We start from the raw sequence: 26412 nt of genomic DNA, 5'->3' as shown, positions 1-26412 counted from the left end.
TTTACTTTGTAAAAATTGACGCACCCAAATACTCAAACTGACCAAGTTCCGCTTCGATCTCAAGCAGTCTGTTATATTTAGCGATTCTATCGCTTCTTGCTGTTGATCCCGTCTTTATTTCACCGGTATTCAAAGCGACAGCAAAGTCAGCGATAAATGTATCTTCACTCTCTCCTGAACGGTGAGACATCACACACGTATACCCGCTTCTTTGAGCAAGACGTACTGTCTGCATCGTCTCAGAAACTGTTCCTATCTGATTTGGTTTGATCAAGATAGAGTTTGCGATATCTTTTTCGATCCCCTCTGCCAAGATAGAAACATTGGTCACAAAGAGGTCATCACCTACAAGCTGTACTTTATCCCCTAATACTTCTGTAAGATGCTTCCAGCCATCCCAGTCATCTTCACTTAATCCATCTTCGATCGATACAATAGGGTACTTCGCACACATATCAGCATAATATGCAGTAAGTTCCTCAGATGTCAATTCTCTATTTTCTGACTTAAGTACATATTTCCCTGCGTCATTGATGAGCTCAGATGCTGCAACATCAAGGGCAATAGCGATCTGCTCACCTGGTTTATATCCGGCTTTTTCGATCGCTTGCATAATGACCTGAATAGGTTCCTCGTTCGACTTAAGGTTTGGAGCAAAACCACCTTCATCGCCAACTGCTGTACTCTCACCCATCCCGTCAATGATCTTTTTAAGGTTGTGATACACTTCTGCACAAGCTCTCAATCCTTCTGAAAATCTATCAAACCCTACTGGCATGACCATATATTCTTGAAAGTCTACAGAGTTGTTCGCATGTTCTCCACCGTTAATGATATTAAGCATTGGTACCGGCATCACCACAGCATTCGCCCCGCCAAGGTAACGGTAAAGCGGCATACCCATACTTTTTGCAGCCGCACGTGCTACCGCCATAGAGACACCAAGTACCGCATTGGCACCCATGTTTCCATAATTGTTCGTACCATCAACCTCTTTCATCACAAGGTCTACTTCTGCCTGGTTAAAAGGACTAAGACCGACAAGCGCATCACTGATAGGACCATTTACATTTTCACAGGCTTGAAGGACACCTTTCCCCATGTATCTGTCACCACCGTCACGAAGTTCAAGTGCTTCACGTTTACCTGTACTTGCACCACTTGGGACAATAGCGCTCTCCACTGTTCCGTCACTCAAACTTACCGTTGCTTTTACTGTAGGGTTTCCTCTACTGTCCATCACCTCTGTTGCTACGATCTCATCGATAAAAATCATCTCTATCCTTTACATATTTGCTATTTTACATTTATCTATTATTTTATCGAATTTTACCCAATACTTAAGTAAATATTTATCTCAAAGAATCATTAGGAAGCTAGAGTGTAGCATAATGTGAAGTTTTGCTCTTCTTCATCTAAAAAAACCTCATTTTAAAAGATATGAGGGAACCCTTAGAAGAGTAAAAGTAGTAAGGTGTAGTTATTTTAATTTATTGGGTTATTATAGAAGAGTATCAAATCATGCCAGAACCTCCAGGGTATTTGAGGTTCTAGGTTAGATGTTCAGATTTAATCTTCGATCATTTCGCTCTCATCTACTGCCAAGGCTTCACCAAAGCCGAGTGCTTCTTTGATTTTGCCTTCTAGTTCTGCCATCAGTTCAGGATTTTCTTTGATGGTGATCTTTGCATTCTCCTTCCCTTGTCCCAGTTTCTCACTACCATAAGAGAACCATGCACCTGATTTGTCAATGATATCCATCTTCACACCATAATCAATAAGTTCTCCTACAAAAGAGATCCCCTCACCGAACATAATGTCAAACTCAGCCTGTCTAAATGGAGGTGCTACTTTATTTTTCACTACTTTTGCTTTGACACGGTTACCTATGGAAGATTCACCTTGTTTGAGTGTCGCGATACGACGCACATCAATTCTCACAGAACAGTAGAATTTCAAGGCATTCCCCCCTGTCGTTGTTTCCGGTGATCCGTATCCCATGGTACCGATCTTCATACGAATTTGGTTAATGAAGATCACTGTTGTGTTCGTTTTATGCAAGATCGCAGTGAGTTTACGTAGTGCTTGTGACATCAATCTTGCCTGAAGTCCCACATGCTGATCTCCCATATCCCCCTCTATCTCACTTTTTGGCGTAAGTGCGGCAACGGAGTCAACGATGATCAGATCAACTGCTGCTGATCTTGCCAAGGTTTCAAGTACATCCAGTGCCTGCTCACCAAAATCCGGTTGAGAAACCAAAAGGTTATCCGTATCCACACCCAGATTTCTGGCATACACCACATCCAGTGCATGTTCTGCATCGATGAATGCACACACCATATCTTTTTTCTGTGCTGAAGCAATGGTCTGTAGGGCAAGTGTGGTTTTACCAGATGACTCAGGACCATAGATCTCTATGATACGCCCTTGAGGTATACCGCCGATCCCTAATGCCATGTCTAAACCGAGTGAGCCTGTTGAGATAGATTCGATAGGTTCGAACTCTTTATCTCCAAGTCTCATCAGCGTACCTTTACCAAACGTCTTATCGATCTGCTTGATCGCCATATCCAGTGCTTTTTGTTTATTTGCATCCATTGCCATTGTCATATCCTTAACCTTAATGTTGAATTCTAGCACCATTCTATTACGTTTCCCATGCAAGTTTCAAAAATATGTCAAATTGACATGTTTTTTATAAAATTTTTCAAAAAGTTGCCACAAATACAAACAATGATAAAATACATCTATCCTAACAAAGAGAGTACCCTATCCATGAATCCTATACAATTAGCCCATTCTCCAGATGCAGATGATATTTTTATGTATTTTGCCATTAAATTCGGATGGGTTGATACCAAAGGCTATACGTTTGAGAACATTGGTCTTGACATTGAAACGCTCAATGTAGAAGCACTAAAAGGAACCTATGATGTCTCTGCCATAAGTTTTGGGATGTATCCGCTCATTAAAGATGAGTATGCGTTGCTTCGTACCGCAGTAAGTTTCGGTGAGGGGTATGGTCCCAAGCTCATACGCCGCAAAGATAAAAAGCTCAAACGCAATTTTAAAGTGGCGCTTTCTGGAAAATACACGACCAATGCCATGCTGTTCAGGATCTATTATCCTGATGCAAGACCTGTCTATATGGATTTCCTTGAGATAGAAGAGGCTGTCGTTTCAGGAAAGGTCGATGCAGGTGTACTGATCCATGAGTCCATCTTGGATTTTGATACAAGTCTGGAAGTTGAAAAAGAGGTATGGGATATTTGGGTAGAGTTAGCAGGAGAAGGTCTCCCCCTACCCCTTGGCGGTATGGCGATACGAAGAAGCCTCCCATTAAACCGTGCGATCGATATAGAAAATATTCTCATAGAGGGTGTCAAAGTGGCTAATGAGCGAAAAGAGGAACTCTGTGCCAAACTGGAAGCAGAACACCTTGTACGCATCTCAGATAAAATGCTTAAAAAATATCTTGATATGTATGCCTCTGATACATCGGTCGAACTCTCTACGCTTCAAATAAAAGCACTTGACAGACTCTATGAATTGGGCTTTCAGCATGGGTTATGGGAAACACCTATCAAAACGGAACAGTATTTGATCCCCAAAGAGTATGAAACCCTCCGGAACAGCTAAATGTTTTTTAAGACCATAGACTTTTCCAAATACTCCAGTATCAAAGTGGGGCAGCCCACACAAGTCCTAATGATAGAAGAGGGTGATACCATACCTGAGGACAGGTACCTCATCGGAGGTGCGAACAACCTGCTTGTCTCGCCTACACCTCCTCCGCTTATGATGCTCTCTAAAGATTTTGCTACTATCACCCAAGAAGATAATATGCTGGTGATTGGTGCAGCGATGCCCACAGGACGCATCGTCTCTTATGCGAAGAAACATGATATTGGCGGTTTTGAGTTTTGCTCCAAACTTCCAGGAACATTAGGTGGCATGCTTGCTATGAATGCAGGTGTCAAAGCATATGAGATATTTAATATTTTACACTCCGTAAAGATCAATGGAAAATGGGTTTTAGCAGATGAGATAGAACACGGCTATCGTTTCGCTAAACTGGGAGGTATCGCAACCCATGCAAAGTTTGAGATACAGCATGGTTTTGACCAAAAACTCCTAGATGAACTGCTCAACCTACGATCCAATCAACCGCTTGAACCCAGTGCAGGTTCTGCATTTAAAAACCCTGAAGGTGATTATGCCGGACGTCTAATAGAAGCTGTGGGATTAAAAGGCGTACGCAAAGGTCAAATGCAATGGAGTACGGTGCATGCCAATTTCTTGGTCAATTTAGGAGGGGGAACGTATGAGGAAGCCAAGTCGCTTATAGACCTGGCAAAAAGTAAAGTGTTAAATCGATTTAATATAGTATTAATCGAAGAGATAAAGCTTCTCTAAAAAACCTATTTTACATCTTTTGATCTAGAAAATACATACCCCTTACCTAAACAACGTACACATCTAATATAATTAGACTCACTAGGTTTTCTTGCATACTGCATTGCATCTGCTGTGAATACCACATAATATCTGTTCTCTGTGCTAGGTGTAGTCGACCAAAAGTCTGAACCACGATAGTATGCAAAGGGATTACCTGGTGCATCATGTACATGTGATAATTCATCTGCTGTAGGCAATCTCCAGTCATTATATCCTGCATAGTTCAATGTACGACAGTAATTCATCGCATGTCTATGCTTCCCAGCTTTACCTACTGAATGTCCACGTTTGTACGCGCCATCTTCTCCATCTGTATAGGCTGCATCCTGCCACATAAGACCTGCATCCGATTCAATGTAAACTTTATTGGTCTTGCAAGGTGTTTGTGATACTTCAGCTACAGGTGCAAGCGTTTCGGTTGTATCTCCCCCTGCCATCAGTAAAGTTGTGAATATAGATAAACATGCCGATATCAGTACTTTTTTCATATTTTTCTCCTTTGGTGACCCAATATTATTCAATATGATAATATAAGATACATCAAACCAAGCTAAATTTTACATATAATCTGAAATAATCTAATATTATATAACAAATCATGCGTGTATTTCTATTTCTACACCTTTTTCAACAGCCGCCCAAAGTTTATCCATAGCAAAGTTTGGAACTGCCATACATCCCTCTGTCCAATCACGCGAAAGGGTATATTCATCCCCCCGTCCATCTGCATTCCATTTAGGTTGCCCATGGATCGTGATATATCCACCCGGATTTAGACCTCTTTTCCTTGCTCTTGCCTTATCCGCCTCACTGGGGTACGAGATCATAAGCGACCTATAGAGTCTTGCATCACATTTCTTTCTCACAATGCTATAGGTACCCTCCGGCGTTCTATAATCTCCCGCCTTTACTTTGTTTCCCGCATCGGCGCCACCATTTGCACCTAGAGAGATACGGAACGTTTCAACCACTTTACCATCTTTATAGGCATACAACACTCTTTTTTTCTTATAGACAACGATCTTATCTATTTTATTCTTGTGGTCTATCTCTGCCCCACTTGCTAATTCCTTTAGACACTCTTTTGTTGCATAAGGTGTATTATCCACCTTTCCATAGTAAGGTGTTTCTCCACACCCAACGATGAAGAGCACAACAAGCAGGCCTAGCATACTCAATTTTATCTTCATAGCTTTCCTTTCATAAGAACAATCAACCCCAATCCTCATTTTGGCGTTTGGATTTATGTTTATCTTTTTTATAAGAGGTACCGTTCTTTAACTTCTGCAACCGATTTAAATTACTCATCTCTGCCTCACGCATATCGGAAAGATTTTTATCCGAAAACTCCTCAACCAGGCATGTACTTTGATAGATACGCGTGATATACTCTTTAAGTTGTTGATGATACTCAGATTCTAACTGCACCTCTTCTTTTTCATCAAACTTACTTTTTAGCTGCCCAAATTTTTTAACAAAATTCTCAGCAGTCACATGCTCATCTCTGAACATACGAAAAAGGTTTTTACTGATCTTTTCGAGTTCTACTATATATTTCTGACGATTAAATTTGTCGATCTGTTTTTGCGTATATCTCACAAGTCACCTTTATCGTATAATAATAGGGACACCTTCACGCACAGCATACCACAACTCTTTCATGGCAGAGTTTGTCACAGCCACACACCCTTGCGTCCAATTTTTAGATAACGTATAGCTATCTCCCTTACCATCCGCATTCCAGGTAGGCTGTCCATGAAGTGTCACCGCTCCACCTGGATTAACGCCCCTTCTAGCAGCACTTACTTTGTCTTCAGGACGTGGGTATGAGATACAAAGAGAACGAAAGTATTGAGGAGAACATAGCTTTCTGGAGATCCAAAATTCACCTTCAGGTGTTCTATTGTCGCCTTGCTGCTGCTTGTGCCCTATCGGATTTTTCCCTAAAGAGACAGGAAGTGTATTTTGTACTTTACCCTCTTTATACAAATACATTTTACGCTCTTTCTTAACCACAACGATCTTATCGATACTTTCACCCTGAGAATAATCTTCAGCCTCTAGTAATTCTTCTTTGCACTCTTCTAAAGTATAGTGGTTATTCACTACCCTAGGTTCAAGAGGTTGCTTACATCCTGTCAACCATAAGAGCATTATAAATCCATAAAAGTATCGCATATGTTTTACTGTCCTTGAAGCGTATAATGAGGAAATTTTAGCACAAGTTAGATAACTAACGGTAAATAAAAAAGAGTCAACGGCAAGAGAAAAAGAGTAGGTAGAGATAAACACTCTTCAAAAGAAGAGGTTTATCGAAAAGGAGTAAGCAAATTAACAAGCTGCCTTAGCTGCTGCTAATGCTTCTTCGTAGTTAGGCTCTTCTGTAATTTCCGGAACCACTTGCTTATACGCAACTTTACCATCTTTACCGATAACAAAGATCACTCTCGCCATGATACCCGCTAAAGGACCATCTGCCAAAAGAACACCATAATTGTTAGCAAAATCTTTGTTTCTAAAGTCTGAACATACTTTAATGTTATCGATCCCTGCAGCACCACACCATCTAGCTGCAGCAAATGGAAGGTCCATAGAGACTGTAATCACTTCTACACCGTCAAGACCAGCAGCTTCAGTGTTGAATCTTCTAGTCTCTGCATCACATACACCTGTGTCAAGTGATGGTACAGCAATGACCAATTGCACTTTACCTTCACCACCGATTGTTTCATCTTGAAGCATTGGATCACAGTTTACTACTGTAGTTACAGGTGCTGTGTCACCTACATTGATTTCTGTACCTGCTAGATTACATACGATGTCGTTTTTAAATGTTACTGTTGCCATTTAATTTCCTTAAAATAATTTTTGTACATGCATTATCTCTTAAAAGATATAAATACAATCTTAAGTAGGACAAAAATACTCTTATTTATAAGAAAAAGGCAAAAAATCGATTTAAAAAGCTAAGCTGTACCACAATTACATCCCAGGCAGCCTAGGGATTCTTCCTAGTTTGGAATAACGGCAGTACCATCCCCACATCTTTTTCATCCAGTGACCCACGATAGGCATAGGGATCATTTTCCCACCTTTATCGCTGCGATAAACAAATGCGGCACCATTCCCAGTATCCATCACACATAAAATATTTAGATGTTCCATATAACTTCTTTTTGAATCGATGTTTTGTATGCGATTCATGATGTTATAGGCTACATTTTGAGCCATGACCTCAGTAACATGCCCTTGTTTGGCTCTCCACTCAGGTCCCATAAGAGAAGCTGAATCACCAATGGCATAGATGCCATCAAAGCCCTCTATCTCATTGTATTCATTGGTGACCACATAACCCGCATCGCTGAGTGGCAGTCCAGATACTTTGAGTATGTGATGCCCGGTTCCAGCGGAGATAAACATTGTTAGGTCTGATTCCAGTTTCATTCCATCAGCAAAACAAATACCATCCTCTTCAAAATGCGTAATTTTAGTGCCCACTTTTTTCTGGATATTCGTCATCTTGAACATCTTGTCCATCATCACTAACGCTTTTTCACCCATCTTTTGTCCGGGTTTTTCCATAGGGGCAAAAAAAGTAAGTTCAAAATTCTCACGTACCCCTTTTTTCTTCAGATAGGTATCCACATTAAAAAGTACTTCAAATGCAGGTCCCCCACGTACAGCAGAGGTATCTTTGGGATTACCGCCAAAGCCCATGGCAATTCTTCCCTGTTTTTTCTGAATTAATGTCTCCAAACGTTCATAAAGTGCCGTAGCCTCTTCTGGCTTACCGCAGATTGAAAGTGTATGCTCCAACCCCTTCAACTGCATCTTGTCCTGTCCAAGTGCAACAACGATATAAGGGTAACCCTCCAAGATACGCCCACTCTCTAAAGTGACTTTTTTGGCTTCCGCCTCAAATTGAAGTACTGGGTCTATGATAAGCTGGAATCCATGTTTCATCGCAAGCTTGTCGAGAGGGACAGAGACATCTTCCCGCGTTGCTTCACCCGTGGGTATCCAGATGGAAGTAGGATAGATATAAAAATAATCTCTGTTACTCACCAGTGTAACATCCAAGTCTTGCTTTGTCAGATAGATCGCTGCTTCAACGCCTGCAAAGCCGCCACCCAATACCAATACTTTATCCATCTGCCCTCCTGTTACTTGAATATACTAATGGCTTTTTGTGTTTCCAAACGGTCTGATACACTTGAATTTGCAATCAAAATACCATAGATCGCGCCTACCAAGAGGCCTGATAGAATCACGATCCATACCGTTAATCTTTTTTCCGTACTTCCTTTGCCTTTATAATCTTCAATGTTTTCAAGTGTTGGTTCTGTACTATGCATCGTTTCTCCTATTTTTTCACTAAGTCTGCACGAGGGTAGAAAAACACTTGTTCTCTTTCCACCATGATCTTCTCTTTGTCATCTGTAGCATAGGCTCTTATCACTATAGGGATAGGGACATCTTTTCTTGTATTATTCGCCAGTTGCTCTTTTGTTTCCAGGACCACTACTTTTTTCTTTTTCTGACCTGCACCAAGCTCAAATGGCTCCGAAGGTCTCCTTATGGTGATCTTGTCATTCCCTACGATCTCAAAGAAGTAAGTATGATCTTTACTGTCTGTATTGGCAAACATGAAAATATAGTCATTCTGAACTACACCGTTGTCCAACACTTTATAGAGTCTCTGACTCTTGTTGATATTTAAAAGCATATGCTCTTTCTTACTTCCCATCACGAACAGTGTTACCAGTACGATCATAAGCACGGCAAAGTATGCAATGACCTTGCCTCTCAAGTAGTTCGTTTTGCCTTCATGACGAAGGGTCTCTTTTTCACTTGACCACTGTACCAGACTTGGTTTACCTAATGCGCCCATCACTGAAGTACAGGCATCTACACACTCCAGACAGTTGATACACTCAAGCTGCAACCCTTTACGGATATCAATATGTGTCGGACAGACCGTCACACAACTTTCACATGTGGTACACTCAGCATTAGGCTCCACGCTTAGAAGATCTTTTTGTTTCGTAAATTTCTTTTCTCTCTCATATCCATGCCCTTCATAGATCTCGCCACCTCTTATAGGATCATAGACGGCCATAATGGTGTCATCATCATACAGTACTGACTGCACACGGCTGTAAGGACAGACATAGACACAAAAGTTCTCTTTGATGAATACCACATCAAGTATGATAAAGAGTGCCGTACTCACCAACACACCTACCAATACCATATGCTCAGCAGGATCGCTCAAATACCTGAAGAAATCTTCAGGAGGCACAAAGTACCATAAAAAGTTGGCAGAAGCTACAAATGCCAACACAGACCAGAGCAAGATAGCGATGACACTTTTCACTTTGTTTTCCATTTTGCTCATATCCGGTTCTTTTTGCTTGTTTTTGATCTTTTTTCTCAACCCTAAAAGTTTTGTCTCTATACCGTCTCTATAGATCACCCTAAATATAGTCTGAGGACAGGCCCAACCACACCATGCTCTACCCCCTACTGCTGTGATAGCAAAGATACCCAGGAAAAGGAGCATCAGCAGAAACGGCATCAAGTAAAGCTCTTGCATATCAAAAGCGATCCCTGCCAAATGCAACTTCTTCTGATCAAAACTCAATAAAAAAAGATGGTTACCATTGATCGTGATCCATGGCATAACCATGGCAATGACCGTTGCGGCTGCATAAAACCAATATCTTTTGATACGATAAGGTACCCAACCTTTTAAATACTCTTTTGACTGATTTTTCTTTGGTTTTTCTGTTGTGATTGTAGATTCCATTTATGATACCTTTCGTTCTTTTGCTTCTTTATCTTTTTCAAACGGACATATCAGCACTATATTATCCATATCTCTCTCACCTTCTGATGGGTTCAGCTCCATCCATGCCCCTTCTACTAACTCTCTGATCCCCCGTGACTCGATATAATCTTTCAGTGAACTACGGCTTACGTCCAACTCTCTGGCTATCGCACTAACATTCATTCCCCCTCTCAAAAAAGAGATGATCTCTCTCTGATAGATATCAAACTTAGAGCTTGATTTGCTCCCTTTTGGACGTCCTATCTGATTTGTCTTCTCTTTTTCTTCCTGTCTTAATGCATTTAATAAGGGGAATATCTCTACCATGCTGGTCTCTTTGTTCATGAGCATATTTGAGTCTACAATCCAAAGATTCACATTATGACTAAGCATACAATTTATCACCTTTATTAATTCTTCAACTTTGTCGCTTAATAGAAACAAAGAAGAGACGATCACGGTATACCCATCTTGCATGGTTTGCAAAAATGCTTCAAAATCCTTTCTCTCATCCAAAAGAAGATTTTTCGTTGCGTATTCCACCACTTCTTGATCAATATTCAGTTCATTTCTCAGAGCAAATGCAAGAATATCGCTCTGCTGTGTGGTCAAATGTGGAAAACCTGGCACCTGCCTCATATATGCATAAACCATATTATTCCTTTTGATAATTTTTATTATATTATCTTATGTGACGATAAAAGTCAAGTAATTTCAGACTATTTTCATCATTTTTACTACAATCATCGTCATTTTTTCTTCCTTGCACCTATTTTATGTTAAAATACGCCTAGAGAAACAAGCATGAGGATAAAAAGTGAACCTTACACACCTAGATGAACAAAACAAACCCAAAATGGTCGATGTCTCAGACAAAGACAACACTACCCGTATCGCCACGGCAAGCGGTATCATAGAAGTAGGACAGGCTGCTTTTGATGCCGTACTGGAAAATACAGCCAAAAAAGGGCCCGTTCTGCAAACCGCGGTCATTGCTGCCATCCAAGGGACGAAGCAGACCTCAACGCTTATCCCTATGTGCCATCCGCTCATGCTCACATCAGTAAAAACAGATATTGAAGAGCTTCCGGACCTCCCTGGATTCAAACTCACGGTCACTGCAAAACTCAATGGACAGACAGGCGTAGAGATGGAAGCGCTTACCGGAGTCAGTGTAGGACTGCTCACGATCTACGATATGCTCAAAGCCATAGACAAAGGGATGGTTATTAGAAATGTACAACTGGAACATAAATCCGGTGGCAAGAGCGGCGATTTTAATCGTGCATAAGTCTAAAAAGGAGAATCCATGATCTTAGATGATAAAACACCTCAAAGACCACAAATCGAGTATCCGACACGATGGGGCTTTAAACTTATAGGCAGAGATAAGGAAGCCCTTTTACGGTGTATCAAGGAAGCAATGGGAGATAAAGAACATCTTTGTTCTCTAGGGAATTCCTCAAGAACAGGGAAATTCCATACTTACAATGCCAGCTGTGTTGTAGATACAGAAGAAGAGAGAAACCGTATCTTTAAATACTGTCAGGATCATGACGACGTGGACATGGTGATTTAAATCACCTCAACGTTGTAGTTTGTGCAACATTTTATCAGCACCCAAACTCACCAGCATAGAGACGATCACATAGGCTAAAAAGAAATATAGCCCTACTTGTATCTCAGCATGACTAACATCAGAACCACTGCTTGTAAGATACACCAACAATGTAGCCACCACAAAGACATCCAGCATTGACCATTTCCCAACCCATTTGAAAAACTGTACGATACTATGGGCGAACCTACTTTCTATGACTATCGCAACAAACATTAAAGAGAGCGTCTTGAAGAGCGGTATGAATACCGAAAAGAGAAGGATGACCAAAGCTACCGTTATTTCACCACCCTCCCACAACTTCACAACTGATCCCAAGAGACTTTTGGACTCAAAAGAGAGTATCACATCACCTATATACTCAAACTCTCTATGGATCGTCACTGTCAGTAAGGGGGCAAAAAGACCAAATATTAACACAACCAATGCCGTCAAACCACCAAAAAATGTGAAGAGCCTCAACTCTATCAAAAAAGCACTGATCAAAATCACAAGAAGCATCCCCATCACATAGAAGGTATAACGCTTTGCTTCTAATTGATGCTCTTTTTGTGCATGGATAATTGCTTCTCGTAAAAGCCGTTTATCATTCTCATAGTATCCCAAACTGAATTGCTCCGCCCAACTTTTTGCCTGATATTCAGCCTGTGCTGAAATCTCTTTATCCATGACAAGTGTTTGAGTACTCTGCTCATACTTTTTTGCCTGCGAGTAAGCCTGCAGTCCAAAATACCCCATGATGATCACCAATGAGGATAATAACAGTATCATTATCTTTTTTTTCATAGAGAGATTATACTATAATCATTCCTATGAATATAGATACATTAAAACAGATAGCACGAGAAGCAGGTAGGATTGTTAAAGAGGGATATGCCTCTCATCACAAAGGTGTCTCCCATAAAGGAGTGGTAGATCTTGTCACCGAATTTGATCTCAAAACTGAAGCCTTTATTCTCGATCAACTCAAAAAAGCATTTCCTGAACATACCCTTGTAGGTGAAGAGAGTCACCATGGAATTTACCACTATGATAAGGCCATCTACATTGACCCCATCGATGGTACGACAAATTTCGTTCACGGTATTCCGCACCTTGCGATCTCACTTGGGGTCTGGGAACAGGGAAGGCCTACACTGGCTGTCGTCTATAACCCTATTTTGGAAGAACTGTTCTGGGCTGTACATGGAGAGGGTGCCTATTGTAATGGACAAAGACTTGAAGTAAGCCTACAAAGTGAGCTTCAAAACGCACTGATCGCCACAGGCTTCCCCTATACCAAGGTCAATGCCGGTATTGAGTACCAGTGGGTGATCAAATGTATGACCAACCTGCTGCCGCATATCCAGGATATCCGAAGGCTGGGTGCAGCAGCGATCGACCTGTGCTATCTTGCACAGGGAAAGGTAGAAGCTTTCTATGAGATCGATCTTAAACCGTGGGATGTGGCTGCAGGGATTTTGATTGTACAAGAAGCAGGTGGTAAGATCAGCAACGTAGATAATCAACCATTTGATTTTGATGATAAAAGTATTGTCGCAAGCAATGGCAAAGTACATCAACAGCTGATACACTATTTAGAAAAGATCTAAATAGTGAAAGAACCCCGTTTTATTTACTTTCTGATTTTTGAGGAAAGAAATAGATCATCACCAAGATCCACACAACAGCAAGATCTATAGCCACATCTGCAAAATTAAATACGGCAAAATTAAAGCCACAATGCCAGGCAACATAATCCACGACACCCCCATGTACAAAACGATCATACACATTACCTAGTGCACCACCTACGAGTAACCCTACAGGAAAGGCATAACGTTTGATATACCCTTCCTTAAATACAAAGAACAAGATCGCCACTACAAGGAGTGACTGTATCCATTTAAGGTAAGGTCCAAGAAAGGATAGCATGGAGAAAGCCACACCTTTATTATAGTGCAGTTCAAGATCTATACATGCTCCCGGACGATAATACCCCTCAATAAAGAGAGCTTTGATATTCTGGTCTACAATGAAGGTACCCAAAAGTACCAAAAAAAAGACAGCAAAAGCTCTCATTAAGCTAAAGCCTTTTGAAAGAACACTACACACTCTTCCATGATCGCTTCAACTTTTTTCTCATCTTTCCCCTCAAGCAAAAGACGTATTTTATTTTCTGTCCCGGAGTAACGGAAAAGATGACGTATCCCTAACCTTTCAATTTTTTCTTTGAGGACATCTAACCCTTCGATCGTATCAAAATCTCTTTTTTCCTGGACCAAAAGGTTCACTAAAAGTTGAGGGTACGACTCATACGGATTAAATGCTTCACTCGCTTTTTTCTCAGTCTCTACCAGGTATGCCAAAGCCTGCAGTGCGCTGGAGATACCATCTCCCGTCTTTGCATAATCTGAGAAAATAATGTGCCCACTCTGTTCTCCACCAAAGTTCATACCATGCGCTTGCATCATCTCTACAACATTTTTATCCCCGACTGCAGAACGATAGAGCTTAAGCCCCTGTGAAGCAAGATACTCATCAAGTCCCTGATTGCTCATCACCGTAGCAACCATCCCATCACCTTTGAGGGTCCCTTGATTTTTAAGATGTACAGCAAGCACACCCATCAACTTATCTCCATCGACGACGTCACCTTTCTCGTCGACTATCACAAGTCGATCCGCATCACCATCCAAGGCGATACCCACATCTGCACGATACTCAAGTACTGCTTTTGCCAAATACTCCGGATGCATTGCCCCGCATCCTTCATTGATGTTAAATCCGTTAGGCTTATCCCCTAACACCACAACTTCTGCACCAAGCTCTTGCAGTATCGTAGGTCCTACAATGTACCCCGCTCCGTTCGCACAGTCGATTACGACACGTTTACCCGATAATGTTGCCGTTCCGGGAAAAGAGTTTTTGATATGTACAATATAACGGCCTATCACATCATCTATTCTTTTTGACTTTCCTATCTCTTTACCAATTACCTGTGCTTCTTCTATCCGTGTATCATCTTCATAGATCGCTTCTATTTCCTTCTCTTTTTCACGGTTCAGTTTGTTTCCGTCCCGATCAAAGAACTTAATACCGTTATCATAATAAGGATTATGGCTTGCAGAGATCATGATCCCTGCATCACAACGCATATTTGCCGTTAAAAATGCGATGGCCGGTGTAGGCATAGGTCCTATCTGTATCACATCAAACCCTACAGCAGTGAGCCCTGAGACCATAGCATTTTCGATCATATACCCACTACGTCTGGTATCTTTTCCTACTAATATTTTATTGGTTCTGGCAAATTGTTTAAAATAGATACCCGTGGCCATAGCCAAACGCATTGCATTCACTGCACTGACTTTTTTCCCTGCTTTTCCACGTACTCCGTCGGTTCCAAAAAGTTCCAAAATTACTTCCTTATAAGGGTTTACATTAGCCCTTCATTCTATTGCCATCATTTTAACGCAAATATGATTAACCTTTCTCTATAACAAACACCCTCTTCATCTTCATACAATTCACCAACTATAAGATTACATTAATAAATCTTTAATCTTTTTTTAGCTATTATTCGCGAACTATTTTCACTCTATGAATTGAGTAATAACAACATACCTAATAAAGGAAACAACATGGCACACCATAAATCAGCAAAAAAACGTATTTTGCAAACTGCTGTAAAAACTGAAAGAAACAGATATTACAGAACAAGAATTAAAAACATCACAAAAGCTGTACATGAAGCAGTAGCAGCAGCTGATAAAGCAGCGGCAACGGCAGCATTCGCAACAGCGAACAAACAAATCCACTCATTAGTAAGCAAAGGTTTCATCAAGAAAACAACTGCTGCTAGAAAAGTAAGCCGTCTTCATAAAATGGTAAATGCTATCGAAGCTGCATAAGCAGTCTCGATACACCCTCATTAAAATCACAATCTAACACAAAGAACGCCTATGTTCAAAGAAAAACTTCAACCTTTTATCGACAGATACAACGAAATCAGTCAACTTTTAAGCTCTCCGGATATCGCCAGTGATATTAAGCGTATGACAGAACTCAGTAAAGAGCAATCTGACCTTAGTGCATTAGTAGAAAAAGCAAATCTTTACGTTGAGACTTCCGATGCTATAGATGAAAACAAAGAACTTTTAGGGGATGCAGAGCTTGGTGATCTTGCAAAAGAAGAACTAAGTGAGTTAGAGCCGATGCTGCCTGTCTTGGAAGAAGAGATCAAAGTGCTTATGATACCCAAAGACAAAAATGATGACAAGAATATCTTCCTTGAGCTACGTGCAGGTGCAGGAGGAGATGAAAGTGCACTTTTTGTGGCTGATGTTTTTAAAATGTACTCGCGCTATGCAGAACAAATGGGATGGAAGATAGAGATCGTCAGTACCAATGAAGGTACCTCAGGAGGATATAAAGAGCTTATCGCCCAGATCAAAGGTGATAGTGTCTACTCCAAACTTAAATACGAAGCAGGTACACACCGTGTACAACGTGTTCCAGACACAGAAACACAGGGACGTGTACATACATCTGCAATTACTGTAGCGGTCATACCTGAAGTAGATGACGTTGAGATAGACATCAAACCCAATGAAATTAAAATGGATGTCTACCGTTCAAGCGGTTGTGGGGGTCAATCGGTCAATACCACGGACTCTGCCGTACGTTTGACACATATTCCTACAGGCATTGTCGTCGCTATACAAGATGAAAAGTCTCAGCACAAGAACAGAGACAAAGCCATGAAGGTACTAAAAGCAAGAGTTTACGAAGCGGAACTACAGAAACAACTTGATGAAACATCAAGTCAAAGAAAACTTCAAGTGGGTTCAGGGGATCGTTCAGAGAAGATCAGAACATATAACTACCCTCAAAACAGATTGACCGATCACCGTATAGGATTGACACTCTATGCTTTGGATGATGTCATGAACAACGGTAACTTAAAATTGGTCATAGATCCGCTCATCGCCCATGCACAAACAGAAGCTATCCAAGAAGCAGGACTCTGATCCATGCTACAATTTGAACAACTCAAAAGCGATAATGATCTCAAAGAGGTTATCAAGGCAGCTTTTGATGCAGATCTTTCCGTCTCCGGTGCCTGGGGCTATACACAAGAGCTTTCTACAATCATTGAATCCTCTGAAGTACCAGTCAAACAACTCGAGCATATGCTTGCATCTATGCGTACCTATATAGAGATGAATATGACCCTTCCTAGAGAGGAACGGTATGGTAGTATCAATCTTAATGAAATAGAGAGAGAACAAATACAGGTTGATGGCCTAATCTATGATATGGTAACCTACGAGATCACTGCCATGAAAGAAGAGACCTATACTGCTTTTATCAATGCATATAAAGAGGGATTGGGCAAAGAAGGCTTTGATATAACAGAACACTTTGATCAACGAAAAAAAGCTACGATCACAAGAAGTGAAGTCTATTGGTTTGAAGTGCATCAAGTACTTTAATCCTCATCCTCACTTTCAAACTCTACATTACTTTTAAACCATCACTTTTATATTCACCACGGTAAATAGAATAAAGAAGAGAGATTTTCTCTATATCTGATCAAACTCTACGCGATACCGTCCCTACTTAGATAAAAAACCACTGCCATTCTTATAAAAAGAAAGCAAAATATCTTTCCGCTTTTTTTCCGGAAGAGAGGTTGCATCAGCGTTGTTATTTGGATAGGATGTAATAATAGTTTAGATAAAAGAGCTAAAGAGTATTTTGGTTATCAAAATGTGAAGTATGTACTTTAAGTTGTAATAGAGTTAATCCATAAACTCTATCTAAAGTCTATGGATTAACTCTTTATGAAATCTGACCGAAAACGGTCAGAAGAGGTATTATTTAATACCTTTGATCTTTTTGTCTTCAGTAACAGTTTTACCGCTAAGGTCTGTCCAAGTGATTTCGATCTTGTCACCTTTTTTCAATCCTGCATCTCTAAAAGAAAATTTGAACTGTGGATTTTTAGACCAGAACTGGCTAGTAGATACATCAAATACTACTTTACCGTTTACATTTGCACTAATGTGAGTGATGAAGTTTGCCTCAACACCTTTTTTCTTTGCTTGATCATAAGTAAGCATGTCATGTTTTGCCATTACTTTTACTTCTACAACATCGCCTTTAAGCTTTGCTTTAATTTTCATATTAGCCATAATATTCCTTTTTCTTTCTATTTCTGTTTATACTTAATTAGATTTTACTATCTAACCCAATTGCTTGAAGGATGATTAACCTTCACATCCACCAAGAGCAACTTCAAGTGATACTTTACCTGAATAGAATTTACCATCAGTACCTTCTACGATTGCAGTGATTGTACCAGATTCTTTCATCTTGATCTTAGTCATGAAATCAACGATCCCACCCTCTTGTACATCCCATACACATACTGCTGCTTCAGGGTTTACATCTTGGAAAAGAGCTACAGTTTTAGCAGCGATATCAGATTCTACAGTTACAGGGATCGCTCCACCGTTACTTGCTACTTTTGGTGCTTTTACTTTTACACCTTTTTCTTCTGGTTTGATATCACCATAAAGTGCTTTAACTGCGTCTGCTACAGTGTGTGCAGTCCATGTATCAGGCTTTGTAGCTCTGAAATCAATTGCAGATAAGCTTGCTGGCAATACAGCTGCTGCAGCCATACTTAAACTCATAAATTTTCTTCTATCCATTTTATTTCCTTTGTATAAAAAATTTAGATAAAAGGCTGGATGAACCAACCTGATATTTTATTTTACTATTCTATTGTGAAATAATTGTGATAAGTCACAATTATTTACTTGCTCCGATCATATAATCGACTACTTCTTTTATTTTTTCATCTGAAAGGTCCATAGCACCACCTTTTGGAGGCATACCACCTTTTCCAACGATCGCGTTGTGATATACTTGGTCTAACCCTTTTTCAAGTGCTGCTGCCCAAGCTGCTTTATCACCTACTGCAGGTGCACCCATTGCATCTGTAGCATGACATACTGCACAGCTTGCTTCATAGGTATCTTTACCAGGTGCTGCTGGCGCTGCTTCTTCTACTTCAGGCAATGATTTTTCTGAGCTTAACGGTGGGTTAAAGTCAGTAAGTTCAAATCCGATTCTCTGCACTTCAGGCTCACCTTCAAAACAGTCTTTCATACATCTTACACCGTTACCGTAGTTCAATGGGTTATTGAAGTATTTACGTGCATAGTCTTGACCTTCTGGTCCAGTGATCTTTGGCTCAAAACCATCAACGTTTGGCATAACGATCTTTAAGAACTTCTCTCTGTCAAGTTCATACTCATCATCCACAAGCTCACCATCGATCTTCATCTCGTTAATGTAAAGGATATATGCAGATAATGCATAGACTTCATCCGTAGTTAAAGACATTGGTGCTTGGTGAGGCATACCTGTTTTGATGTACCACCATAATGTACTTGCATATGGCCAGTATGGACCGAATGCACGCTGAGGACCTTCAGAATCCGGATTAACTCTTTGATTCTTCATTGTTTTCTGTAATGCATATGAATTACCCAAAGTAAGTTTCGGGTAAAGTCCAGAACCTGCACCGAAGTCACCGTGACAAGATGCACATTTTTCTTCATACAGTTCATCCCCTTCTTCTACAGTACCTGAACCTTCAGGAAGACCTGTACCGTCTGGCATTACATCGATATCCCAAGCTTTTTGCTCATTCGCAGTCGCTACTTTACCTTTGTTGAATGGCGTTGAGTGTGCTGCATCATTGACATAATACGCACCTCTTTTACCATTTACACTTGGATAAGTTACCCCACCATCAACTACAAGTTTATTATTATGCTCATATGTTTTCTTAACACTGTCAGAGACTAAAGCGTTTGCTGGACCTACAGCATCTATTTCTCTTTGAGTGAAACCTTCTGTATTCATTGTAGTATTTGCTGCTACACTTTTTGTTTCAGTTGCAGGATTTGCTCCAGCTGTATCTTTTGTACCGTTAGATGCATTACAAGCTGTTCCTAAAAATACTACTGATGCAAGCAGTGTACTTGCAACAATTTTTTTATGATAAGATTTGTACATTTGTAACCTCTCCTTTTGCATCTATTTCCCATGTATGGATACCATTTCTATGGTAAACACCTTCGATTCCTACCGCAGCTCTTTCATTTTTCACTGTTGGCTGAATGTGTCCTGCGTCATCTGAAGCACGTGAACTAAGGAGCATAGGCTCACCTGTATATTCATGCATAATAGAGAATCTAGTCCAAGCTCTATCAAGTACTAGACCTTTCAATGATGCTTCTACCCAGTTTTTACCGCCATCGAATGATACATCAACAGTTGAGATTGTTCCCATACCAGACCATGCAAGTCCTTCGATCTCTACCATATCACCTTTTTTAAGGTCTGTCCATGGTTTCTCAGGACATGGTGAAGTAATAACAGAGTTTACTTCGTTTGCGTAGAAGTGTTGTATCGCTTTACCAGTATGCTTCAATGCTGTATATTTAGATGTCTCTTCTTTCGCAAAGAATGGCTCTGCTGCGAACTCAAGTCTAGCCAACCATTTTACACATAAGTTTGCTTCCCAACCTGGAACAACGATTCTGATCGGGTACCCTTGCTCTGGACGTAATGCTTCACCATTTTGTCCCCAAACGATCATTGCATCATCAAGTACTTTATCTACAGGGATAGTTCTACCCATATGAGAGTTATCTATACCCTCTGCAAGCATCCATTGTGCCTCTGGCTTAAGACCAAGGTCTTTAAGAATATCTTTGATGTAAACACCAGTCCACTCAGCACAAGACATAAATCCTTTTGCAAATTGGATAGAGTTAAACTGAGGTCCTCTCCACTCCGGCCCACCGTTCGCTGGACACTCAAGGAAGTGAACTCTACTTACATTTGGATATCTTTTCAACTGATCCATTGTTAAAACGATCGGCTTCTCAACAAGACCGTGAATCATTAGTCTATGCTGGTTTGGATCGATTGTTGGTGTACCACCGTGATTTCTGTTAAAGAAAAGACCATTTGGTGTGATAATTCCATTCAGATCCTGAATAGGTGTTACCGCAATTGATGCTCTATAGTTACCAGAAGACAAAATAGGTGTTGTTCTTCTTGTTACCTGATGCTCATATGGTGATGGCTGACCGTATAGGTTCTCTGTTACAGGTGCACCAAACTTAAGACTCCATGGTTTCTCTTCCATGATGTTTGGATCATCCTCAGGGTTTGCTTTAATATGCTCACTCGCATCTATTGTGACGGGTGCGACAACACTAGCTGCAGCTAATGCGCCCATAGAATAAGTTGCTGTTTTCTTGAAAAAGTTTCTTCTTGATGTTTGCTCTGATACTTCAGAAACAACGTCAAACTCTTCTTTAGTTATCTTATTCATTTGTCCTCCTTGATTAATTTTAAAATGACTAAGGATGTATCCCTTAATTTCGTCATATGCCATAGATTATATTCAAATAAAATAAAAGTTAGGGATTAAAATGATTAATCTCTACTTAGAAACTATGTAATTATCTTCTCTCTGTAACAAAAATGCACCACAAACATAAAAAAACTATATAATTATCATAAATATTATATATAGGGTTTGCAAAACAGATCTAAAGTACTGAATAAGTGATTATTGTAAGCACATCAAGCAACCTTTTTACTCTCCGGAACCCATACAGCTTAAGTGGAGTACCTCAATATATTCACGCGTGTAATAGAGTTTCCCATCCAACCCTTCAAGTACCGCAAAAACAGTTCCCTTAAACTCCATGATTATATTCAGCTCATACTCGATCACACTCTCTTCATTGATATCAAAGACGGCGACCAGACTCTTAGGATTGGCATCCTGGAAAATAGCAAGGGTTTTTGCTTGGAGTGATGAACGTATGGTGATCGGGATGTTTTCTGGATCCCTAACGATACCTCGAGGGACAATAAGTTCTATAGCTGTACTTTTTTGAATCGTTGCAAATTTTTCTCTTCCATACAGTTCCATAGCTGCATCATTGATCGAAGAGGCTTTCCATGCGAGGGGATTACGCTTTCTGTAATCTACCGCGAACACCTCTCCGGCATAGGGGAAAATACAAAAACTAAAAACTAAAAAATGACGTCGATTCATACTTTTTCCAAAACTCTCCGTATAGCCTTGGCACGTGATTCCACATCACCTGCACACTTCTCATTCGCTTCTAATGCCTTGTTTAATCCATCTTCTTCTTTCCCATACTTCATGATAAAATAGATCGACTCGGCCAGAGTGTTTTCCAAAGGTGTCGATGCATCCGGCTCTATCGGATTAAAATAGGTATTATCCCAAAGTACGCCCATGCTTAAGAGTGCCAAGGCATCTTTATCTTCCTCTTGGGACAGATGAGACTGCGGGTGAATCGCCTCTTGGTACTTGGCCATCGCCTGGGACACTTTAGCGGTGATAAGACCGCCTACCGTCACTGCTGCCAACTCTATGGCATCCCTGTAGAGCATACCATTCTCTATATTCTCTTCCACCATACTATAGAACTGTTCTATTCTCTCTTCACTGCTTGTACTCACTGAAACCCCTAAAAATCAAATATTGATTAAAGATAATATAAAAGAGCTTTAAGTTTTCTGACACAAACCATCAGGTCAGCCTCTATAAAATCTTTATGGTACAATTCTAAAAAACTAAAGAGGAGCACGTTGATGAAAAATGTAGGAAAAGTAACAACTCTTTTTATATCTGTACAAGGCTCTTCTACTCGCATTGAAAAAGAGTTATTTAACCTGGATCCAAAAGGTATCATAGAAGATAAGTATTATGATACAAATATCAACAGATCCGTACTGCTTACATCAGAAGCGAGTTATGCCTTAGCCAGCAAACATAACATCACTTTTCCTTTTGGTTCATTGGGAGAAAACATCTTGATGGACTACAATCCTTACCATCTTATACCAGGAGATAAACTCCGTATCGGTGAAGCGATTTTGGAGATCAGCCAAAACTGTACGATGTGCGATCATCTTTCAAAAATTGATGAGAATCTACCTACACTGCTTAAAGATGACAGGGGTATTTTTGCTAAAGTGATTGAGGGGGGTATGATTAAAAAAGGTGATGAAATAACTCTTTTAAGTTAAGAGGTATGTTTTATAATGTAGTTAGATTAGAGGGCAGTTGCCCTCTAGAAATATCTTGATTACTTAGCTGTAAGCTTTTTAAGTATATCTTCCATTTTTTTCTGTGCCATGAGTAGAATATCATGAGACGCTTTATCTTCGATCGCTAATGATGCTATCCAGTTATACACTGAAGGGAATCCGATCTCCATAGTATGTGTTCCTCTTTTTTGATACATATACATTGAACAAGGCGCGAATGCTCCTGCTTCAGGGTGTGTTTTAGCCACTGTATAGATCACTTCTAGGTAACAGATAGAGTATACGTCATAAAAAGTATACCCTTCAAAACCACTCTCTTCCATATCATAGTTAAGGTCATTAAATCCTGCATTGATGAACATAGCCGGGATCAATTCTTGCTCAAAAGCAGCCTGGAACTCTTCTTTGATCTCTTCCCAGTCTCCATCAGGATCCATAGCAAATTGTGCTGTTGAAACAAGTGGACCTTCCGGCTGTTTCATCTCATAAGATACTGTTTCTACTTTTGCATTTGGAAGTGCAGCTCTAAGCGTCTCTTCCACAAGCTTTCCGTATGCAACTAGCTCTGCATCATCCGCAGGAACGCCCATGATCTCTGCCATTGCTGCAGCACTCAAAGAAGAGACAGAAATTGTTTTTGACCCTTTTTTTGCCCAGATAGACATACTCATTGGAGAGAAAAGACCGATATTCGGGTATTTTTGACCCAATTTTACCACTACATCTTTTTTAAAGATCGTAAAGAGGTTATAAACATCAAAGTCAAGCGTATCAAAGTTTTTTGTACCATCTTTGATCTGTTTTTTCCATGGTGCTGTCATATCTCTGTTGTCATTGATGAAAAAACCTGCTTTTTCAAATGCCGCTGCGATCGTTTTAGGTGTGATCTTACCGTCGCTGTTGTCTGCTGTCAAGATCGTTACATTGTGTGTAGCTTTTGTGTCATTTGCAACAGTTCCCGTTACCATTCCCATCGTAACAACCATTGCAAGTAGCAATTTTGTGAAGTGTTTCATTGTAGTCCTTTTTGTGTGTGTTTTATACATGGCCATTATTATAACTGAACTTCATTTAATTTCAATTAATAATTTTATGTGTAATAAGATAAAGAAAAAAAGTGGATTATGTGTGGAAAAATTTAAAGAATGAAGGGTTAACAAAGGGGAATCCCTTTGTTAAGTAATATTAGAATCTATATCTGATGTAGAATCTAAAGTCTTCAGCTGTTTCAACAGTATTTTGAGCCCATCCAATAGTTTGCATTGCCTGTAACTCATTAGCAGTTGGAGCGTTTGGATCAAATGAACCATCTCCTCCATTAGCCAAATAAGTTTGTGCACCTGCCGCCCATTGTTTAAGATCATCAATTTTGACTGGAGTACCTGTAGAACTTCCAAAGAATCCGTTACTACCTGTATAGTCATAGTCCATTTTTACATATCTAAGTTGCATACTAAGTGCCTCATTGATCTGGTAAGTATAGTTAGCTTCAAACGCATCACCTCTTACAGCCATCTTAGAACCAGCCATTGTGTCTTCAGCATATGTAAATGGTCTCCAGTATTTTGAACCGTGGTTATACTCAAGTCCAAGTCTACCGTAGTTATTCTCACCATCTGTTACTGGAAGATATGCACCAAACCAGTAAGAAGTCCCTGTTTCGCTATCTACTGAACCTAACATAGAACTACCAGCATCTGGGTCAGTTTTAGTATACGCAATTGAACCGAATACTTTTGCGTCTGCAAAATAACCCTCTTCAGCAAGACCGTCAATTAACGCTGAGAATGCTCCACCTTCAATGTTACCAACTTGTTGCATAGCACCAAATAATGGGTTGATTGTTCCATCCATATTAATTGGTGACATCGCCATTGGATCAATTAGATCAGGAAGGTCAAATGCTTTAAACCAAAGGGCCTTAGTAATAATCTGACCATCATTGTATGGTTCAGCGATAAACCCAGCCAGTTGAATATCTTCCATTCCATTTGCTTCAACATCAGCATTTGGAGATGGAGTACCGATCAATGGTGTTGCATTAGTAGAACCATTCCCCATACATAATTTGATAGACATTCCTGGAACACCTGTTACTTTAGAAAGATCAAGCTTAGAGCTCAAACCATCATATTCAACATTAATGATATGCCCTAGTGGAGACGCAGCTGCATCGTCTTGAGACAAGTTAGCAAGAAAACCATTTGTTGATGGTCTTCTACCGATTGAAAATGTCCAAGGGATATCTGCACCAAATGCTTTCTCACCAAGGTATAACCAGTATGCTTGTCTTACTCTAAGTGTAGTATCTCTTAATGCTTCATTTGTTGTCCAGTCAAATGCATCATACGGACGCATCATAGGATTGTCAAAACTCGCACCCATAGCTTTATTCATAGAAAGCTGCCCTTTAAATACATTGTTTGCATCTGGAGCATACGCCATATTTAACCAAAGTCTGTAGCTGTAAAGGTTATCTTTACTTCGTGTAGAACCATCAGCCATATCATAGTTGATATTATCATATGATGTTCTCATATCAACACCCCATTTGATGTTATCGCCTGCATCATGTGCTTTTACTTCATTGATCTTTTTGTTTAGCTTTTTAAGCTTTTTCTCTAATGAATCTATTCTATCTGACGTAGATTCCGCTTGAACACTAGTTACTGCTAATGCTGCAACAAGTGATGCTGTTATTATTTTCTTCATGTTTACTCCTTTAATTTATGTTTGTCCAAAACATGTAACGGTTAGTTTAGACCATCTAGACTGATTTTAGACTTAAAAAAGTAAATTTTTAAAATATTTTATCGTTAGTTAACATTATGTTATAAATGTTATAAAAAGTCTCGTAAAAAAGGGGTAAATATAGATGAAGAGCCTAAGGGAAATTAAAAAGGGAGGAAGTGAAGGCTCTTCAGTAAAAAAGTCAGCCGATGGACCACGAGACAAGGAAGTTATTACAAATATTGGACAAGGAGTAAAACAATTCTCTTGGAAAGGGAGATTGGCTGCCTTTCTCGAAGTATTCTAAGGTATGGGAGTTAATGAGGAGTAAATAGAGGATTAATCAAAGATTTAAATGTTAAATGTTTTATAAATAAAGATATAAAAGGTAGATCTTAAGAAAGAAGACCTATATATAAATAATAAAGGTAAAGAGAGATATTTTTTAGAAAAAGATAACCGATACAATATATCAAGGAAGACTACTTATATTGGACAAGAGTAAAACACGATCTCTTAAAAGACAATGGTTATCTTTTCTGCACGTATTATAACCCATGAGTGTAAATCATATGTAAAATAAACAGATAAACAATAAAAAAGTTGG

The 26412-nt window shown here is 39.8% G+C and carries 31 protein-coding genes; 9 read left to right on the top strand and 22 right to left on the bottom strand.

Annotated elements, in window-relative coordinates; genetic code table 11:
* Position 1: 1 nt before the first annotated feature.
* Together eno and recA are read right to left on the bottom strand one after the other, a co-directional pair.
* A complete protein-coding gene (gene eno, locus PF327_RS05705; RefSeq protein WP_008245905.1) occupies positions 2-1276 on the bottom strand; it encodes a phosphopyruvate hydratase in 1275 nt (424 codons plus the stop codon).
* Between the two features lie 293 nt (positions 1277-1569).
* On the bottom strand, positions 1570-2607 hold the full coding sequence (gene recA, locus PF327_RS05700; RefSeq protein ID WP_289401671.1) for a recombinase RecA: 1038 nt from the start codon (positions 2605-2607) through the stop codon (positions 1570-1572).
* A gap of 171 nt (positions 2608-2778) precedes the next feature.
* Here recA and PF327_RS05695 point away from each other — a divergent pair, with 171 nt between their 5' ends.
* Positions 2779-3642, top strand: coding sequence for a menaquinone biosynthesis family protein (locus tag PF327_RS05695; protein WP_289401921.1), 864 nt, complete (start codon positions 2779-2781; stop codon positions 3640-3642).
* The gene (locus PF327_RS05690; protein ID WP_289401670.1) at positions 3643-4419 is read left to right on the top strand and encodes a UDP-N-acetylmuramate dehydrogenase; all 777 of its coding nucleotides are present in this window, start codon (positions 3643-3645) and stop codon (positions 4417-4419) included.
* A gap of 5 nt (positions 4420-4424) precedes the next feature.
* Here the strand turns inward: PF327_RS05690 and PF327_RS05685 are convergent, their stop codons facing one another.
* The 9 genes from PF327_RS05685 to PF327_RS05645 form a co-directional block, all read right to left on the bottom strand.
* Positions 4425-4949 carry an Lcl C-terminal domain-containing protein gene (locus PF327_RS05685; protein ID WP_289401669.1) on the bottom strand — a complete coding sequence of 175 codons (525 nt, stop codon included), beginning with the start codon at positions 4947-4949 and terminating at the stop codon, positions 4425-4427.
* Between the two features lie 108 nt (positions 4950-5057).
* Positions 5058-5651: a L,D-transpeptidase family protein gene (locus PF327_RS05680; RefSeq protein ID WP_289401668.1), complete on the bottom strand. Its 594-nt coding sequence runs from the start codon at positions 5649-5651 to the stop codon at positions 5058-5060.
* Between the two features lie 22 nt (positions 5652-5673).
* Entirely contained in the window at positions 5674-6060 is a 387-nt protein-coding gene (locus tag PF327_RS05675; RefSeq protein WP_289401667.1) for a hypothetical protein, read from the bottom strand.
* Positions 6061-6069: 9 nt separating this feature from the next.
* Entirely contained in the window at positions 6070-6639 is a 570-nt protein-coding gene (locus PF327_RS05670; protein WP_289401666.1) for a L,D-transpeptidase family protein, read from the bottom strand.
* 153 nt (positions 6640-6792) lie between these two features.
* Entirely contained in the window at positions 6793-7308 is a 516-nt protein-coding gene (tpx, locus tag PF327_RS05665) for a thiol peroxidase (protein WP_008245916.1), read from the bottom strand.
* Between the two features lie 135 nt (positions 7309-7443).
* Positions 7444-8613 (bottom strand): NAD(P)/FAD-dependent oxidoreductase, encoded by a 1170-nt coding sequence (locus tag PF327_RS05660; protein ID WP_289401665.1) that lies wholly within the window; start codon positions 8611-8613, stop codon positions 7444-7446.
* Between the two features lie 11 nt (positions 8614-8624).
* A complete protein-coding gene (locus PF327_RS05655; RefSeq protein WP_289401664.1) occupies positions 8625-8816 on the bottom strand; it encodes a hypothetical protein in 192 nt (63 codons plus the stop codon).
* Between the two features lie 8 nt (positions 8817-8824).
* Entirely contained in the window at positions 8825-10270 is a 1446-nt protein-coding gene (ccoG, locus tag PF327_RS05650; protein ID WP_289401663.1) for a cytochrome c oxidase accessory protein CcoG, read from the bottom strand.
* Entirely contained in the window at positions 10271-10945 is a 675-nt protein-coding gene (locus tag PF327_RS05645; RefSeq protein ID WP_289401662.1) for a recombinase family protein, read from the bottom strand.
* 163 nt (positions 10946-11108) lie between these two features.
* Here PF327_RS05645 and moaC point away from each other — a divergent pair, with 163 nt between their 5' ends.
* Positions 11109-11582, top strand: coding sequence for a cyclic pyranopterin monophosphate synthase MoaC (gene moaC / locus PF327_RS05640; RefSeq protein ID WP_289401661.1), 474 nt, complete (start codon positions 11109-11111; stop codon positions 11580-11582).
* An 18-nt stretch (positions 11583-11600) separates the two neighbouring features.
* On the top strand, positions 11601-11870 hold the full coding sequence (locus PF327_RS05635) for an HP0495 family protein (RefSeq protein WP_289401660.1): 270 nt from the start codon (positions 11601-11603) through the stop codon (positions 11868-11870).
* Between the two features lie 6 nt (positions 11871-11876).
* Here the strand turns inward: PF327_RS05635 and PF327_RS05630 are convergent, their stop codons facing one another.
* Positions 11877-12695 carry a paraquat-inducible protein A gene (locus PF327_RS05630; RefSeq protein ID WP_289401659.1) on the bottom strand — a complete coding sequence of 273 codons (819 nt, stop codon included), beginning with the start codon at positions 12693-12695 and terminating at the stop codon, positions 11877-11879.
* A 26-nt stretch (positions 12696-12721) separates the two neighbouring features.
* On the opposite strand from PF327_RS05630, the gene PF327_RS05625 reads away from it, so the two are divergent.
* Entirely contained in the window at positions 12722-13501 is a 780-nt protein-coding gene (locus PF327_RS05625; RefSeq protein ID WP_289401658.1) for an inositol monophosphatase family protein, read from the top strand.
* A gap of 19 nt (positions 13502-13520) precedes the next feature.
* Here the strand turns inward: PF327_RS05625 and lspA are convergent, their stop codons facing one another.
* Both lspA and glmM read right to left on the bottom strand, forming a co-directional pair.
* Positions 13521-13970 carry a signal peptidase II gene (gene lspA, locus PF327_RS05620; RefSeq protein WP_289401657.1) on the bottom strand — a complete coding sequence of 150 codons (450 nt, stop codon included), beginning with the start codon at positions 13968-13970 and terminating at the stop codon, positions 13521-13523.
* Entirely contained in the window at positions 13970-15307 is a 1338-nt protein-coding gene (gene glmM, locus PF327_RS05615) for a phosphoglucosamine mutase (RefSeq protein ID WP_289401656.1), read from the bottom strand. Before glmM ends, lspA begins: the two co-directional genes overlap by 1 nt.
* A gap of 225 nt (positions 15308-15532) precedes the next feature.
* On the opposite strand from glmM, the gene rpsT reads away from it, so the two are divergent.
* The 3 genes from rpsT to PF327_RS05600 are packed head-to-tail and all read left to right on the top strand — an operon-like array spanning position 15533 to position 17386.
* A complete protein-coding gene (rpsT, locus tag PF327_RS05610) occupies positions 15533-15802 on the top strand; it encodes a 30S ribosomal protein S20 (protein ID WP_008245947.1) in 270 nt (89 codons plus the stop codon).
* A 51-nt stretch (positions 15803-15853) separates the two neighbouring features.
* Positions 15854-16921 (top strand): peptide chain release factor 1, encoded by a 1068-nt coding sequence (gene prfA, locus PF327_RS05605; RefSeq protein ID WP_289401655.1) that lies wholly within the window; start codon positions 15854-15856, stop codon positions 16919-16921.
* Between the two features lie 3 nt (positions 16922-16924).
* The gene (locus tag PF327_RS05600; RefSeq protein ID WP_289401654.1) at positions 16925-17386 is read left to right on the top strand and encodes a hypothetical protein; all 462 of its coding nucleotides are present in this window, start codon (positions 16925-16927) and stop codon (positions 17384-17386) included.
* Positions 17387-17770: 384 nt separating this feature from the next.
* Here PF327_RS05600 and soxZ read toward each other — a convergent pair whose 3' ends face one another.
* The 6 genes from soxZ to PF327_RS05570 form a co-directional block, all read right to left on the bottom strand.
* Positions 17771-18088, bottom strand: a complete 318-nt coding sequence (soxZ, locus tag PF327_RS05595) for a thiosulfate oxidation carrier complex protein SoxZ (RefSeq protein ID WP_008245951.1) — start codon at positions 18086-18088, stop codon at positions 17771-17773.
* A gap of 75 nt (positions 18089-18163) precedes the next feature.
* Positions 18164-18610: a thiosulfate oxidation carrier protein SoxY gene (locus PF327_RS05590; protein ID WP_008245952.1), complete on the bottom strand. Its 447-nt coding sequence runs from the start codon at positions 18608-18610 to the stop codon at positions 18164-18166.
* 100 nt (positions 18611-18710) lie between these two features.
* Positions 18711-19985 (bottom strand): c-type cytochrome, encoded by a 1275-nt coding sequence (locus tag PF327_RS05585; RefSeq protein ID WP_289401653.1) that lies wholly within the window; start codon positions 19983-19985, stop codon positions 18711-18713.
* A complete protein-coding gene (gene soxC, locus PF327_RS05580) occupies positions 19966-21315 on the bottom strand; it encodes a sulfite dehydrogenase (protein ID WP_289401652.1) in 1350 nt (449 codons plus the stop codon). The genes PF327_RS05585 and soxC overlap by 20 nt, the downstream gene beginning before the upstream one ends.
* A gap of 267 nt (positions 21316-21582) precedes the next feature.
* Complete coding sequence (locus tag PF327_RS05575; protein WP_289401651.1) at positions 21583-22050, bottom strand: thiosulfate oxidation carrier protein SoxY; 468 nt, start codon at positions 22048-22050, stop codon at positions 21583-21585.
* On the bottom strand, positions 22047-22484 hold the full coding sequence (locus PF327_RS05570) for a hypothetical protein (protein WP_289401650.1): 438 nt from the start codon (positions 22482-22484) through the stop codon (positions 22047-22049). The genes PF327_RS05575 and PF327_RS05570 overlap by 4 nt, the downstream gene beginning before the upstream one ends.
* A 132-nt stretch (positions 22485-22616) precedes the next feature.
* On the opposite strand from PF327_RS05570, the gene PF327_RS05565 reads away from it, so the two are divergent.
* Entirely contained in the window at positions 22617-23054 is a 438-nt protein-coding gene (locus PF327_RS05565; RefSeq protein WP_289401649.1) for an MOSC domain-containing protein, read from the top strand.
* Positions 23055-23113: 59 nt separating this feature from the next.
* On the opposite strand, the gene PF327_RS05560 is transcribed toward PF327_RS05565, so the two are convergent.
* Together PF327_RS05560 and PF327_RS05555 are read right to left on the bottom strand one after the other, a co-directional pair.
* Positions 23114-24091, bottom strand: coding sequence for a DUF302 domain-containing protein (locus tag PF327_RS05560; protein WP_289401648.1), 978 nt, complete (start codon positions 24089-24091; stop codon positions 23114-23116).
* A gap of 169 nt (positions 24092-24260) precedes the next feature.
* The gene (locus PF327_RS05555; protein WP_289401647.1) at positions 24261-25787 is read right to left on the bottom strand and encodes a DUF3373 family protein; all 1527 of its coding nucleotides are present in this window, start codon (positions 25785-25787) and stop codon (positions 24261-24263) included.
* Positions 25788-26412: the final 625 nt, after the last annotated feature.

It is taken from the genome of Sulfurovum xiamenensis (genome assembly GCF_030347995.1).
Lineage (GTDB): Bacteria > Campylobacterota > Campylobacteria > Campylobacterales > Sulfurovaceae > Sulfurovum > Sulfurovum xiamenensis.
Note: the sequence above shows the minus strand (reverse complement) of the source record. Positions and strands in the feature narration are given on the sequence as shown.